The organism is Novosphingobium olei (assembly GCF_037076535.1).
GTDB lineage: Bacteria > Pseudomonadota > Alphaproteobacteria > Sphingomonadales > Sphingomonadaceae > Novosphingobium > Novosphingobium olei.
On record NZ_AP029021.1, the window covers coordinates 3,520,321 to 3,535,376 of the forward strand.

The window sequence follows — 15,056 nt, forward strand, 5'->3', positions numbered from 1 at the left end:
GGCAACTGCGCGAGCGTAAATCCTGTATCGGATTGCATCGTCGCCACACCTTTGCGAAGCGGTGTCGCAAGCATCAAGGCGAAGGCCCAATGGCCCAAGCCTTCATCCTGATCCCAACCGCCCAACGAAATGCGCCAGGGCACTCGTGATGCTGCTCCCGCAGCAGGATAGTCCATGGGTTTAGGCGGTCGGATTGTCACTTTGCAGGTGCAGCATTCTGCATAACTTTCGCCATGCCCAGGTGGCCGATACGCGGGTTCCGGCGCAGACGTTTTTCGTCAATGTGCCGCACTTGATGATCTGCCGGGCGTCTCAATCGGCCTATGGCTAGGTGGAGCCGATGACGATGCAGAAGCCGAAGCCGAAGAGGTTGGCATCCCGAATCTGGAGTGGGATGCTTCTTATCATTCCGTTACTCGTGATCTCGGTATCATGCGCAGCAATACTTTATTCAACTAGTCATGATTTTATTTCTCGAAATTTTACCAAGTCATCTGATGAATCCGAAATTCACCAGAGGTCTAAAAGCAAATTTACTTTTTGGGGCGGAGAAGATGCTACATCAACATCGCGGAGTCGCATCGTGGCATCTTTTAATGTGCGGACCACCGAAGAACTTACGTCTTCACTGTCCCAAGCAAAATCTGGCGATACAATTTATCTCGCCCCAGGAACGTATAGCGCGCTGACGATCGTCGGGAAAAATTTCGACAAATCGGTCACCATCACCTCTGCTGACAGCAGCAACAAAGCTGTGATCAATGCGTTGACGATTTCCAAGTCATCGGGCATCGTGATGTCAAATGTCGACCTGACGGCCACGAATTCATCCACTGACTACAATTTCAAGGTGACAAACTCCACGAATGTCACAATTGACAAGGTAAAGATCACCGGGAGAGACTTTGATCAGCAGACGATGATCGTGCGTGATAGCAACTCCGTCACAATTTCGAATTCAGAATTTACAAATTCTTACAATGCCTTGACGATCTTTACCAATAGAAACATGACGATCAAGGACAATTTGTTTCACTACATCCGCTGCGATGGCATCCACGGCAACCTCGTCAGCGGTTTAAATATTCTTCGCAATGTGTTTACTGACTTCCACCCAAGGGGTGACATAGGCAACACTGGCGATCATGCAGATGCCATTCAACTGTGGACAGATAATACGACTTCAATCGCCACAAATATAAATATCGACTCAAACGTGTTCATTCGAGGGAATGGCTCTAAAGTTCAGGGCATATGGCTTCGCGACAATTCAAATAAGCTTCCATTTACCGACGTCTCGATCACCAACAACGTGATATCCGGCGGAATGTGGAACGGCATTGGGGTTTTTTCTGCTCAGAACGTAAGCATAACTGGAAATTGGGTTGGTGGCTACAAAGATCAGATGTCCTGGATCAGGCTAAACAATGTATCGGGCGCTACCGTCGCGCGTAATACCTCGTCTGGCTATGTCTACGAACAGTCAGATGGCACAATACAGCAAAATAATATCAAGATCGATCTGGGCGCAACGGCTCCCGACTATGCAAAGCTTTTGAGCCTGACTCCTTCTCTGACGAAGGGGTGGAAGGATGCTCTTGCAGGAGTGTCGGTCAGCGCCGCCATTGATCCTGGAGCAACCGTCAAGGGAACATCCGGCGACGACACACTCAAAAGTGCGGCTTCGGGGCACGTGGACCTGATCGGCGGTGCTGGCAACGACACCTACTATGTCTATCATAACAACACCTCCATCATCGAAAATGCCAATAGCGGCCAAGACAAGGTATACGCCTCGGTCAGCTTCACCCTGCCGGGCAATGTCGAGGATCTCTACCTCCTCGCCCCCGGTGTCGTCGGCACCGGCAACGAACTCGACAATCGCATCGAGGGCGGGACTGGAAGCCAGGTGCTCTATGGCCTCGGCGGCAACGACCTGATTGTCGCCGGGGATGGCGATGACATGTTGAGTAGCGCTGAGGATTGACCCGGGATTATCACTGAGAATTGACCCGGGTGGGTGTGGGTTATGTGCTGCCCAAGAGGGGCACGGTCAAGAGTCGGGTTTATCCCTTTCTGGATTTGGGTGCGGCGGAGCTGGCCCTGAAGCGGAAGCTGTCATTGCCTGTCTCGAGGATGTGGCAATGATGGGTGAGGCGATCGAGCAAAGCTGTGGTCATCTTGGCATCGCCGAAGACGCCAGACCATTCGCTGAAGCTGAGGTTGGTTGTGATCACGACGCTGGTGCGCTCGTAGAGTTTGCTGAGCAGATGGAATAGCAGGGCGCCGCCTGACGGGCTGAACGGCAGATATCCCAGTTCATCCAGGATGATGAGATCGAGCTTGAGCAGCCGCTCGGCAATCTGGCCAGCCCTGTTGGCCGCCTTTTCCTGTTCAAGCGCATTGACCAGATCGACAGTGGCAAAGAAGCGCACTTTCCTGCGATGGTGCTCGACGGCCTGGACGCCAAGAGCGGTGGCCATGTGGCTCTTGCCGGTGCCAGGGCCGCCAATCAGCACAACATTGTCGGCACTGTCCATGAAGTCGCCGCGGTGGAGCTGACGTACCAATGCCTCATTGACCTCGCTGGCGGCAAAATCGAATCCGGCCAGGTCCTTGTATGCCGGGAAGCGAGCAGCCTTGATCTGATAGGCGATCGAGCGGACCTCGCGCTCGGCCATTTCTGCCTTGAGCAACTGGGACAGTGTCGGCACGGTCGCCTCGAACGCCGGGGCCCCTTGCTCGATCAGGTCGCTAACGGCTTGGGCCATGCCATACATCTTGAGGCCGCGGAGCATTACGACCACAGCAGCGCTGGCAGGATCATGACGCATGGCGCAACTCCCTCAGCGTGTCGTAGCGGCCAACATCGGCTTTGGGCTCCTTGCCGAGGCGCAAGGCTTGTGGAGCATCGATCGGGGGAGCCGGTGGTGCCTTCCCATCGATCAGGCGATGCAGGATATTGAGAACATGGGTTTTGGTTGCGACCCCGTCCTCGAGGGCAAGTTCAACAGCGCGCAGGACAGCCTGTTCGTCATGGTGCAGGACAAGGGACAGGATCTCGACCATTTCCTTGTCTCCGCCAGGCCGCTTGAGCAGCCTTACCTGTAGTTGCCGGAAGGCTTCGGGCATCTCCAGGAATGGGGCGCCATTGCGCAAGGCCCCCGGCTTGCGCTGAACAACGGCCAGATAGTGCCGCCAGTCATAGATCGTACGCCCGGACCTATGATGGGACCGATCAATGATCCGCTCGTGTTCACACAGGACCTGCCCTTCCGCGACAATGACGAGCCGTTCGGGGTACACACGCAGACTGACGGGCCGATTGGCGAAGGAGGCTGGCACGCTGTAACGATTGCGTTCGAAGGCAATCAGGCAAGTGGGTGACACACGCTTGGTTTGCTCGACGAAGCCATCAAAGGGTCGCCCCATGGGCATCAGGCTGGCCACCTCCTCGGCGTGTACATCTGCGATGGTGCCGGGCAGGCCGCCGTGATGGATGTTGGCCCACTGTGCGATGCATTGCTCTTCAAGCCAGACATTGAGTGTTGCGAGATCCGGGAAGTGAGGCATTGGCTGCCACAAGCGGTGGCGAGCGTCCTGGACGTTCTTCTCGACCTGCCCCTTCTCCCAGCCTGAGGCTGGATTGCAGAAATCCGTCTCGAACAGATAGTGGCTGGCAAGCGCGGCAAAGCGTGCGTTCACCTGTCGGGCCTTGCCGCGGCCAATCTTGTCGACTGCGGTTTTCATGTTGTCGAAGATCCCGCGCTGCGGCACGCCACCCAAAACTCGGAACGCCTGCGTCAGCGCATCGAACAACATCTCGTGGGTCTGCAGCAGATAAGCCCGAACGATGTACGCTCGGCTATGCGACAGCTTGGTATGAGCCACTTGCAGCTTGACCTGCTTGCCACCCAGAACCGCATAGTCCTCGCTCCAGTCGAACTGGAAGGCCTCACCGGGCTGAAATACCAGCGGCACGAATGTCCCGCGTCCGCTGGTCTGTTGCTCATATTGGCGCCCACGCTTCCATTCCCGCGCAAACGCCGCCACTCGAGCATATGAGCCGTCAAAGCCGAGTGCGACGAGATCGGCGTAAAGCTGCTTGGCCGTCCGCTTCTGTTTGCGCGACTTGCCAGCCTCCACCCGCAGCCACCCCGTCAACTTCTCAGCAAAGGGGTCCAGCTTGCTCGGTCTATCAGGAACCCTGAATACCGGCTCCACCGCCTCGGCGCGAAGATATTTGCGGATCGTGTTGCGCGATAACCCCGTTCGCCGCTTGATCTCGCGAATGGATATGCCTTGCCGAAAGTGCCAGCGGCGGATCACACTGAGTAGGTCCATGTCGATCACTCCGATGCCTCCCGACTGTCAGCCGGAGGCGAGGAAAGCATGGGTCAATTCTCAGTGATAATTTCTGGCCCTCCCGGGTCAATTCTCAGCGCTATTCAACACCCTGAGATCTGCATCTTCTGTTGACGATGACGAAAGGATGCATCCCAACGCTGGCGTGGCGAACGATGCGCCGCTTTCGATCAACTCTTCTGTATCGCGCCAACGAGTTCTCGACCCGCCAATGGCAGGCTCTGACGAATCCAACTCGGGAAACTTGCTTGAGAGATGCACCTGCTCAGGCATCGACGCGCTTTTGTGAGCAGGGGCACTCACGGCTGGCGCTGCAAGGAAGACAATCGGTCACTCCAAGGAGGTCCGTCGCGGACCATCGGAGTCCCCCACAGCCGGCCAACCCAAGATACGCGCGCGCCATCGATCCAACCTGTAATAGTAAGTACCGGACATGGCGGTTATCTAAAGATAACCTCAACCTTTAAACCTCGCCCGAATGTTCTTTCGAGAGCATTATTTGGCGATTTTCGCAAAACTCATCCAATACATCGGGAATTTCTGAAAGTTCAGCTTCAGTACGAAATCCGTCATCGTCCCGGTGCATTGCTGAGAGTGAAGTATAAGCTTATTCTCGTTCAAAAAGGTGTAGCCCTAAAGGCTATTTTTGCACCTGCGAGATGACCCTAGATCTTCTGCTTATTGGATCATCCCGTCACGGTGCTGCCATGCAACATGCGGGCAATATTTCTTCGAATTCATGTCACCTGGAGCGTGTGCCCAGTCACCGGCATCAAGTCCGTGGGCACCACTGCGGCCGACCGAGAAGACATCTCTCGGGTTGAAAGAGGTTAGCATGAGCGCTGAAGCAAACAGTCCTAATCTCGTTTCATGGCCGAGACTGCTCCCCGCGACCGACCTCGTCCCGCCCAGGGCTCTGGCGGCCCTGGCCCTGATCCTCATCGATCTTGTCGCTTTTTACGTCATGGCTGAACTGGTCAGTCGCAACTTCGGCTCGACAAACATCGCCGGCAAGTTCGCGTCGGCCTACTTCGCCTATGTCCCGCTCGCGCTTCTGAGCGGGGCATATTCCCCATCCGTCGTCACGAGTGGGCTGCGCGCCTTGCGTGCCGCCGCAATCGCATCGATCGGCGGCGCCATTATGCTGAGCCTGATCGGCTTCGGATTAGGCGAACGGTTCCTTGGAGAAACCCTTCTTCTTGCAGCGATGTGCCTCGGTTCGGCCGTGCTCGCCGCGCCCGCGCGCACCCTCGTGGCGCGCATGTCGACCGTTGCGGAATCGGACAAGGGTTATTTGCGGGCCATGGCTTACGATCGCTGGGTCGATTGCTCCCGATCGCCAAGGACCGGCACATTCCCGGTACGCTTCGATCCATCCTGCGCGACAGCCGAGGATTATGACCGCCTCGGCAGGGCGCTGGCTGGGATCGATCGGGTTCTGGTCAATTGCAGCGCCCCCCTGCGACCGCAATGGATCGACGCGCTCCGCGGGATGAATGTCGACATCGAGGTTCCCGTCGAGAATGTGGACCAGCTCGAATCGTGCCCGATGCGCCTGGTTGGCGGAAAGCCGGTCGTGGTGCTGTCGGGTGCGCCCTTCCCGCTTCGCAAGCGTATTCTCAAGCGCATCTTCGATGTCGCGTTCTCGCTGGCGGCGCTCCTGTTCCTCGCACCGCTGATGGCGCTGATCGCAATCGCGATTAAGGCTGAGAGCAAGGGTCCCGTCTTCTTCCGCCAGCCGCGGATCGGCCAGGGCAACCGCCTGTTCCACGTGCTGAAGTTCCGTTCGATGCGCGCTGAGGCCTGCGATACCCGTGGCGCCCAATCCACCTCGCGCTCTGACAACCGGATCACCCGGGTCGGAAACTTCATCCGCCGAACGAGCCTCGATGAACTGCCGCAGCTTCTCAACGTCCTGCTAGGCGACATGAGCGTGGTCGGCCCCAGGCCCCATGCCGTCTATTCAACTGCAGAGGGCAAGCTGTTCTGGGATGCAGACCAGCGGTACTGGCAGCGGCATTCGTCGAAGCCGGGCATCACGGGGCTGGCGCAAGTGAGCGGCTATCGCGGGGCGACCGACCGAGAGGTCGACATCATTAACCGCGTGACCAAGGACATTGAATACACCTCGAAATGGTCTCTGCGCGGGGACATCGGCATTATCCTGGCCACGGCCAAGGTGCTCGTCCACGATAACGCCTACTGAGCTTCGGTTCGCGGGCCGAGGACTGCCGCAGCCGCGGAGCACCTCGCCGATTTACATCCGGTAGCTGGGCGTGCCCCACCGCTCTACACCCGCATCCCCTTGAAGATTCGCCCGTTGCTGATGGCCGCCCTTGCATGGTCGCGCATCAGGCGTTCGGCGAGCACCGCATCCCCAGCGCAGATGGCATCGAACACGGCCAAGTGCTCCTCGTGCGCATGGCGCAGGTGCACGTATTCCGCACTGAGATCGTCCCAATCGAGCGCGAGGGCAGCCGCCGATGCGAACGGCAGATGGTTGTTCCGCTCGAGCGCCAGGGAAATCGACGGATTGCTGCTCAAGGCCAGCAGAAGCTCGTGAAAGTCGACATTGTAGCGATAGAACCGGTCGAGGTCCTCCGAGACGAAATGGCCTTTCTCGAAGATGGTGTTGCCGTAAGCCAGCACCTGCGCCAGCCGATCTCGCTCTTCGTCCTGCAAATGCCGCGCCGCCACATGCCGGGCGGCAAGGCCTTCGAGCACGCCGCGCACCTCGATCGCGCCGCGGATCGTTTCCGCGTTCACGGCTCGCGGGGTATAGCCTCGCGCACCCAACTTGACGACCAGCCCTTCATGCTCAAGCGCCCGAAGCGCCGTGCGCACCGGCATGCGCGATACGCCGAGCCTTTCGGCGGTCGCAATCTCGCCGATCCGCATACCGGGCTTGATCGTGCCGTCCGCGATCAACCGTCGCAGCGCGACCAGCACCTGCTGGCCGGGCTTGGCTGACCGCGTCACCCGCGTTGCCTCATCGCGACGCATGCGCGCGCCGGTTCAAACCAATTGGTGGAGCGTATCACGCTCACGCGCAATGGCCCGGTCGATCAGCAGGCGCGACCGCACGCCGCCTGCGTCTATGTTCAGCTTCATGAGCCTGCGATCGGGATGAGACGAAAGATTCTGTTGCTGTCGCTCCAGCATCTCGAGATCCTCGCCGAAGATCCTCCTCTGACCTTCGCGGATGGAGTCCGTCAATGCTGCATCGCCAACGGCGAACCGTCGCGCCATTCCCCAGAAGTAATGGTGCGACGTTGCGCTTTCGGGGGTGATGAAATCGACCACCGTGGCATAGACCCTGACCTCGTCCGGCGCATCGTATCCCCCACGTCCGGCAAGAGCCACGCCCACTTCGATCATCACGTGGCTGGGCAGGTGGAAGTGGCAGATCTGCCAGCGGTCGACCGGTTGGTCATCGGGCAATCCGGCCCCACGCAGCGCCATCTTCCAGAACGGTGGTGCCTCGACACCGTTCATGAAACGCCGCGTGATGACGCGCTCTCCCACGACGCGCGTTTCGACCGGCGCTTCGTCGATCTCCTTCTGGCCGATGCTGCTGCCGTGGACGTAAGTCTCATGGGTCAGATCCATAAGGTTGTCGATCATCAGGCGATAGTCGCTGGCGACGTGATAATATCCGCCCCCATAGGCCCATTGCGGGCTATCCGCCCACGCAAGCGGGTGGAGTTGATCAAGATCGGCGCTTTCGGCCGAACCTGGCCAGATCCAGATGAAGCTGCCGCGCTCGACAACGGCAAAGCGCCGCGCGCCGGCAAACTTCTCCACCGTCTGCCCGGGCATGCCCGAAACCATTCCGGTGCACCCCATCACGAGCCCATGGTAGCCGCAGACGAGTTCTCCGTCGCGCACGAACCCCAGCGATAGCGGAGCCCCCCGATGGGGGCAGAAATCGTCCAGCGCGACCGGATGCCCGTTCCTGTCACGGAAAAACACCACTCGCTGCCCGCAGATGGTCCGTGCCAGCGGGGTCGTGCCCAGCTCCTCGCTCATCGCGGCAACGTACCAGGCATGCAAAGACCAGGGCTGGAGCTGGCCGGATTGGGGAGTGTCGGGCGTGGGCATCTTCGATCCTGGTTGGTGTTATTGGATCCAATAATCGCACCCCGAGCGCTCAGGTCAAGAACTGATGAGGACCAGCGCCGGTAGCCCGCCTTCGATTCGCCACCCGTAGGGTCCGCCCTGATCGCAAGTGCCGGTGCGCCATGAGCGCGCGCGACAGGCCGGCCCGCCGCGCAGACGCCGAACATGGATGGTCAACCGGCACGGCAGAGCGATGACGGTCGCGACCGTGGCCATCTGCAGGCCGAACGCTCGGTGCGGCTATGCCTGCCGACAATCGATAGGAAATGGGCGGCGACCCCGGAGCGGGAGAGAAACTCTGCGCTCGATCTTGGGTTGAATGCTGAAGAGAAACTGGAGCGGGCGAAGTGGATCGTGCGCTACCACAATTTCTCAGAGCGGCAGTTTAGCGGCTGATATGGACCGGACGGGCATTCAGCAGCCGGCGCCGAACTGCACCGAGCCGCCGCCGGCATTCTTCACCTTTCCGGTCCAGCCGGTGAGGTCGCAAGCCTTGATGACCAGCTTGGCACCCTTCTCGGACTGGACCAGGGCACCGCCGCCGATCGCAACCAGCTTGTCGATGACGTAGCTGCCGCCGTTGCCGCTGATCCAGATATGCGCCCATCCGGGATTGACCGAAGTGAGCGTCGAGGCGGTGCCGGTGCCCCACAAGCGGAAGCTGCGGTGGCTGACGTTGCGTGCGGTGACGTTCTCAAGCCGCACGTTGGTCGCCTTGCAGTCAACCGCGCCGTCTGTGATGTCCTCGATCACAACGTCGCGGATCGTGACGTTGCGGACGCCGCGCTCGCAATCGATCCCGTCCGCATTCGGGTAACCGGAAGGCCGCGCGTTCTTGAAGCCAGCGATGTAGCCGCGCTCGATGAGGATGTCGTGCGGGGTTTCAGTGGCGCTCATCCCGAGCTGGATGCCCATGGGATAATCGTTCGTGTCGGTCGAGCCGACATAGCGGATGTCGAAGTCCCGGATGGTCCATCGGGCGCTATCACCGCGCACGAATATGCCGCGCTTGGTGACGTTCGCGGAGATCCGCTCGATCGTCACGTCGTTGATTGTCAGCGCTGCCGACTTCTTCGGGGTAGCGAACATGCGGCCTTTGTCGAGAACGATGTCGCTGATGATCACCCCGTTGGTCGACAGCGGGAACGCGTCCATGGCCTGCAGTGCGCGGACATTGCGCTTGCTGCCGTAAGCGATCTGGCCGTTGCCCCCGAAGTCCTTTGCCGGAGCAGTGACAATCGGGGGAGCGGGCACAGCGGCGGTCTGCGCTGCCAGCGGTGAAGCCAGCAGCGCGAGGAAAGCGAGGAAGTAGCGCATGGATTTAAGCCCTTTGGCGATGTTGCCGAAGCGACGCATCATGGCGTGACCGCCAAGCTCGACACGACATTGAAGTTCATGCGGGTAGCGTAAGCGACGACCCGCTTGATGGACCCTGCATACTTGAGCGCGGCATTGTCTGGACGCCCTCCCACGATCAGGCGATTGAGCGCGGTAGGGACCGATCCGGTGAAATTGCCGGTCCCGGCTGTCAAATGGTTGGTCGTGAACAGGATCGAAGGGCTGTTCGAGGTGCAGAAAACCGAGCAGACATTAGCGCCATCTGCAAGCGTAGGAGCATTGGCCGATGTGGTTTGCACGGTCGAGCCACCCACAAGCGCAACAGCCTGGATAGACCCTGCGGAGGTCAATTGCAGGCGAGCGGCGTTCGCAGTGTAGTTGATGCCGCCAGCGTCTAGATTGGCGATGATGCCTGTACCAGCAGACTTCAACGCTGTGTGATAGACCTGCACGCTCATCGTGCTTGACCCGCCGCCCGAGAGCGATCCAGCCAGATTGATCATGTGCAGCCCAAATGCCGGGTCCATAGTCGTTACCCGTGGGTCAGCCTCAAAGGCAGCCCGCGAGGTAAAGATGTCGTTCCCGACCTTGTAGACATTCAGGTTGTAGTTCAGGTCTACGACCGGCGCAAAACCGAACGGGACAAACGGCGAAGTCACCCGACCATCACCCGTCTTGAACGAGTAGCCCCACTGCGCAAACCGCTCGGTTGAACTAGCAGCGACACCCTTGAACATGATGAACGGGTAATAGGTCTGCGTCGGGTCCATGAACGAAACTGGGGTGCCACCGAAGTCGGCCACTTCCATCCCGCCCATGCTGATGACAACCATTCGCCCGGTCTTCACGAACCAGCGAATGCCGTAGTCCTTGTTGTACCTTGAGAAGTTGTAGCCCGTGCTGCCGTTGTCGGTCAGCGTACCGAAACCCGGACCAGGCGTGTCCATCGACGCGCGCACAGTGGCGCCGCCGAAGTTCTGCGTCCGATAAAGGTAGTTGGTCGAGCCATTTGGGTGGCTCTCAAGGTACATGCCGGGGTTCGCCAGAACGGTGTTGTCATTTACACGACTGAAACCGATAGCGAAGTGGCGTGAGTTATTGATGGTCGAGATCAGGTTCTCAACCCAGATATCGACATACTCGACGTTGTTGGGAATAAACCCGTCGCCAAACTCATAATAGGCTTCGCTGGCACCAAACGACACCGATTTCCCGTTTGACGCATAGGCCACCGTTGGAGCGCCCACCGATACAGGATAGAAGTTGGCGGGAACGGTGGTTGCAGTAGTATAGTCCGCCAGTCGAGAGGTGAGCGCCGCAGGGATTGCTGGCGTTAGTGGCGTGAAAGTCGCCTCACTTGCAGACTTGCTCGCCCAAGCCACGTTCAACGCGTTCTGCGTGTTATCACCCAAGCGGCCCTGTTCGACTGCGAATACGCGCCCATCACCAATGTCGATGATATTCGACAACGAGGCCAGCATTTCGTCGTAAGACCCAGCAGCACCGAGGTCGAACTGCTTGCGGCCTTGGGACGCTGCCCCTTTGCCCTTAAGGTCCATGAGATATTCGTACGACGTGCCCGAAACCGGGTTGGTGTAGAACGACGAAGTGACCCAGTTACCGAAGGCGGACAAGCCCTGCTGTGTCTGGCGGAATCCCACCGGCGCTGCTGGCACGGAATACTGGCCGTATGTTCCGGGCGGCGGCGTGCCATCCACAGCACGCCCAAGTTGACCGCCGCAGGGACCAAGATATGTCCAGCTTCCTTTGGGGTCATTTGTCCCCCACATGCCGGTTATGCTCTCAGCCCCGCCCCCGATCAGCGACCAGCCAACCCACGAATACGGTACGTCAAGACCGGGGTTGCGGAACCAACGGAGATAGCCAGTATGGTTTCCGGTGTCCGAATTAGAGCCATATTCAGGTGCGTTCGGGACAAGGAAAATGGCGGGGTTGAGTGTTGTCCAGCTTAGGCCGTTCGTAGAGGTTTGCCGGATCGACAACTGGCCCGTCCATCCTGAGATAATCCCGTTCCGAACCTGAGTTGTCATCATCCACGAACCATCATCGAGGATATTGACCCAAGGCGTTTCGTTGGATGCGTTGCCGCCGACGCCGCCGTAAAGGTAGATCGGGTTGCCCGCAGGCTTCGTGCCGGTCACATTTGCGAACCAGCCAGCGGCTAGCGCCTGATCATAGGTTTTCCAGTTTGCGGCTATGGTGGGATCGCCATAGCAGGCGATCAAATAAATGCCCCCATCTGCGCTGTCGTGGTCCGACGAGAAGTAGCAAAGATAATCAACCTTACCCGTGTACATCGGGTTGGTCCGCACATCGACCACGCAGGGGAAATACGGCCCCTTGGACGTGGTAGACATACCGAGCGCGCTGCGGGTGTAGAGCGCGGACGTGCTGATGCGCTGGAAGGTGTAAGCTGGCGCCAGGGCCGAGGCCGCAAACGTCACCGCGACCGTGCAAGACGTTGCCCCCGCCGCGCTGATCGTGAACGTCTGCGAACCCGCCGAAGCTGCGGTAAGGCCGACCGATACCTTCCAGCCTGCCGCCTCCGAACCAGAGATAACCAAGCGCCCATCGTTCGGGCTGATCACAGGCGTCTGACCCGTGGGCACGTTCGAAAGGTTCGCCACGAGCGTCCCGGGTGCTGCACTGGTCGAGACGGTCGCGGTCGAGGGCGAAGCGGCCATCGCGTACAGGCCGGTCAGCGTCACAGGGATGAGCACGCCCGCACCATCGGCCTGCGTGACGCGAGCAGTAGCGGCAACGCTGGCGCCCGCCGCAAGAGCGGATGCGATGGATGCGGTGAGCTGGCTACCAGACGCCGCAAAGGTAACGGCAGTCGAGCCGCTGTCCCTACCCACTGTAAGCGGGGGTGTAAGGTTGGTCGGCCAAGCGGCGACAACACCTGTTGCCCCTGCTGCCGCGTAGGCACTCCGCGCCTTGTGGGACGCGAACTTTCGCGCAGCCTTGATGGAATCGAGGAGGCTCATGCCGCCCTCCGCGTGAGGGTGGAACCATCGCCGGCACTGAATTTCAGGAAGCCGTAGCCCGTGAAGCTGTAGATCCCCGCGGCCGTGATCGTGGTGGAGCTGTTGCCAGCCTCGTCATAGGCGAGGCAATTCACGAAAGTGGTTCCGTCAAGACTGCGCTGCGGCTGATATGCCGTGCTCGGAGCGCCGACGAACTGGACCTCGACCGTGCCGAACAGCCGCGCGTCGAACGCGGTGGAAGGCGATGCCCACGCTTCCGGCCGCACCAGCGGCGGCGCAGTGACTTCGGCTAAGGTCCCGTCGTTCATGTCGCGGAACTTCTTGGCCATGCCAGGCCCGCCGATTGCAAAATTCACGTCAGCCATGATGCGTCCCTCCTGCGGACGAATGGAATTGCATCCGCAGCGCAGCCGCTGCGGATGACTCTGCATTTGATTGAGGGTATGTTCCGGCTCCGGCCCGAAGGCATATGTCTACCGGATGCCTTCCACCTCGGGGCCCTGCCATGCCTTCACGGCGGGGCCCTGCTTTTCAGTTAGGCAAAACGTCCGCCTGTCTTTCCACCCAGGAAATCAGTTCGTCGAGCTGGAGCGCAGTGGCGCTGCACTCGTACCGCTCGGCGAGAGAAAGTCCGTCCGCGCTGGCCGCTTCATCAGATCCAGCGGCGGGCGCGGGAATGCCGGGCATTGGCTTTGCACCGGCCGAACTTGCAGCACCGGCTCCGCCTTGCCCGCGCAGCCGGTCGTAGCGAGCGCGCAGATCAGCCATGCGGCGATCGTAATCTTCAAGGGCATGATCATTGATCCTTTCCTGTTCGGCACGGACGCGGGCAAGCCGCGCCTGGTCGAGCAGCCGGGCTTCGGCCATCGCGTTGCGGAAAACCTGCTTGGTCTGGCGGTGCGCGGCGACATTGCTGGCATTCAGGGCCGTCATGCGATCAAGCCTGGCGATCAGGCCGCCACCAAGCACCGGAAGGCCGAAGATCCACGCCGACAGCACAAGGCAGACAGCGCCGAGCGCCAGCGAGAGGGCACGCCAGCGATCGGCGAGGAGGAAGCCGATCATGCGTCTTTCAGGCACAAGGCCCGCTCCCTCTGCCGCCGGGCGGTCAGGCCCTTCACCGGCCGCAGCACGCCGGCAACGCGGGCCTTGTCCCACGCGAGCATGGCGTCGCAGCCCTCGCGGATGCGGCCGGCATTGATCCGCCGCGCCGCCGTGCTGCCGCAGTAGCCGGCAACGCCGATGTTGTAGGCAAGGCTGATCGCCGCGGCGCGCACGTTGTCGCGCCCGGGAATGTCGAGCGCCAGGCCGGGCGAGCAGGCCATCACGCCTTCGGCATGGCGCACCAGCTCGGCCTCGAGCAGCGCGGCGCATTGCGTTTCGGTATAGGTCTGCCCCATCCGGATCCCGGCGGTCAGCCCGTCACAGGCGGTCGGGATGCCAACCACGTCGCGATAGGCCTTCAGGTACTGCGGCCCGCTGACGTGTTCGACATGCGCGGTGCCGTCGATCGCGAAGTCGACCGTCACCGTGCGCCCGCTTTCCTCTTTCGGCACGCCCAGCAGCAACAGCGCCGCCGAACCAAGTCCGACGATCGCGGCGAGCGTGCCCTTGCGAAAACGCTGTGGCGCTGCAGTCGGGCCCTGCGTCATGCGTCACCGCCGATCCTGGTTTGCTTTGCCATACGGGTGCCGATCGCGGCTGCGCTGACGGCAATGCCAACCAGCGGGCGGGCCCACGGCGGCAGCAACTCGACCAGCTGGGCAAAGCCCTGCGGATCGCTGGCGGCCCAACCCGCCACCACGCCGGCCACGATCGCCAGGCGCACGGAAGCGAACCGCCAGGCCTGGCGGCATTCGTCGATCAGTTTCATGGATTCAGTCCTTTGCGTCGATCTCGGCCGCCAGCGCGGCAAGGTCGCCCGGTTGTGCCGACGGCACCGGGAAGGCCTTTTTCAGCGCGCTGCGCGCGCGCTTGAGCGAGGCCGAATTCGGGTCGAGCTTTTCCACGTCGGCGGCCAGCTCCATCGCCGCCTGCGCCACGATCATCAGCCGCGATGTCAGCGCTTCAACTTCGCGTTCCAGCTTGGCGATGCGCGCATCCTGCCGCCCGCCCGCCAGCGTCAGCAGCCAGCGCAGGAACATCCAGATCGCGCCGAGCGCGCCCGCGCTGCCGATGATCGAGCCGACATCGGCACCCGCGTGATCCATCAACTGTGCCCCCGTT

The 15,056-nt window shown here is 60.4% G+C and carries 14 protein-coding genes; 3 read left to right on the plus strand and 11 right to left on the minus strand.

The annotated features are described in order from the left end of the window. Positions 1-340 precede the first annotated feature (340 nt). A complete protein-coding gene (locus tag AACH40_RS16625) occupies positions 341-1,987 on the plus strand; it encodes a hypothetical protein (RefSeq protein WP_338643349.1) in 1,647 nt (548 codons plus the stop codon). A 79-nt stretch (positions 1,988-2,066) separates the two neighbouring features. Here AACH40_RS16625 and istB read toward each other — a convergent pair whose 3' ends face one another. Continuing rightward, complete coding sequence (gene istB / locus AACH40_RS16630) at positions 2,067-2,834, minus strand: IS21-like element helper ATPase IstB (RefSeq protein WP_136955033.1); 768 nt, start codon at positions 2,832-2,834, stop codon at positions 2,067-2,069. Further along, a complete protein-coding gene (gene istA / locus AACH40_RS16635; RefSeq protein WP_338645891.1) occupies positions 2,824-4,344 on the minus strand; it encodes an IS21 family transposase in 1,521 nt (506 codons plus the stop codon). The genes istB and istA overlap by 11 nt, the downstream gene beginning before the upstream one ends. A 667-nt stretch (positions 4,345-5,011) precedes the next feature. On the opposite strand from istA, the gene AACH40_RS16640 reads away from it, so the two are divergent. Next, positions 5,012-6,571, plus strand: a complete 1,560-nt coding sequence (locus AACH40_RS16640; protein ID WP_338643350.1) for a sugar transferase — start codon at positions 5,012-5,014, stop codon at positions 6,569-6,571. Between the two features lie 83 nt (positions 6,572-6,654). Here AACH40_RS16640 and AACH40_RS16645 read toward each other — a convergent pair whose 3' ends face one another. Together AACH40_RS16645 and AACH40_RS16650 are read right to left on the minus strand one after the other, a co-directional pair. Beyond that, positions 6,655-7,314 (minus strand): GntR family transcriptional regulator, encoded by a 660-nt coding sequence (locus AACH40_RS16645; RefSeq protein WP_338643351.1) that lies wholly within the window; start codon positions 7,312-7,314, stop codon positions 6,655-6,657. A 66-nt stretch (positions 7,315-7,380) separates the two neighbouring features. Continuing rightward, on the minus strand, positions 7,381-8,466 hold the full coding sequence (locus AACH40_RS16650) for an aromatic ring-hydroxylating dioxygenase subunit alpha (protein WP_338643353.1): 1,086 nt from the start codon (positions 8,464-8,466) through the stop codon (positions 7,381-7,383). A gap of 183 nt (positions 8,467-8,649) precedes the next feature. Here AACH40_RS16650 and AACH40_RS16655 point away from each other — a divergent pair, with 183 nt between their 5' ends. Beyond that, entirely contained in the window at positions 8,650-8,880 is a 231-nt protein-coding gene (locus AACH40_RS16655; protein ID WP_338643354.1) for a hypothetical protein, read from the plus strand. An 18-nt stretch (positions 8,881-8,898) separates the two neighbouring features. Here AACH40_RS16655 and AACH40_RS16660 read toward each other — a convergent pair whose 3' ends face one another. From AACH40_RS16660 to AACH40_RS16690, 7 genes are all read right to left on the minus strand, one after another. Then, on the minus strand, positions 8,899-9,843 hold the full coding sequence (locus tag AACH40_RS16660) for a hypothetical protein (protein ID WP_338643355.1): 945 nt from the start codon (positions 9,841-9,843) through the stop codon (positions 8,899-8,901). Beyond that, positions 9,840-12,830 carry a hypothetical protein gene (locus tag AACH40_RS16665; RefSeq protein WP_338643356.1) on the minus strand — a complete coding sequence of 997 codons (2,991 nt, stop codon included), beginning with the start codon at positions 12,828-12,830 and terminating at the stop codon, positions 9,840-9,842. Before AACH40_RS16665 ends, AACH40_RS16660 begins: the two co-directional genes overlap by 4 nt. Next, entirely contained in the window at positions 12,827-13,159 is a 333-nt protein-coding gene (locus tag AACH40_RS16670; RefSeq protein WP_338643357.1) for a hypothetical protein, read from the minus strand. The genes AACH40_RS16665 and AACH40_RS16670 overlap by 4 nt, the downstream gene beginning before the upstream one ends. A 202-nt stretch (positions 13,160-13,361) precedes the next feature. Beyond that, positions 13,362-13,895, minus strand: a complete 534-nt coding sequence (locus AACH40_RS16675; protein WP_338643358.1) for a hypothetical protein — start codon at positions 13,893-13,895, stop codon at positions 13,362-13,364. Then, positions 13,892-14,482 carry a lysozyme gene (locus tag AACH40_RS16680; protein ID WP_338643359.1) on the minus strand — a complete coding sequence of 197 codons (591 nt, stop codon included), beginning with the start codon at positions 14,480-14,482 and terminating at the stop codon, positions 13,892-13,894. Before AACH40_RS16680 ends, AACH40_RS16675 begins: the two co-directional genes overlap by 4 nt. Then, complete coding sequence (locus tag AACH40_RS16685) at positions 14,479-14,703, minus strand: hypothetical protein (protein WP_338643360.1); 225 nt, start codon at positions 14,701-14,703, stop codon at positions 14,479-14,481. Before AACH40_RS16685 ends, AACH40_RS16680 begins: the two co-directional genes overlap by 4 nt. Before the next feature lie 4 nt (positions 14,704-14,707). After that, the gene (locus AACH40_RS16690; RefSeq protein WP_338643361.1) at positions 14,708-15,040 is read right to left on the minus strand and encodes a hypothetical protein; all 333 of its coding nucleotides are present in this window, start codon (positions 15,038-15,040) and stop codon (positions 14,708-14,710) included. Positions 15,041-15,056: the final 16 nt, after the last annotated feature.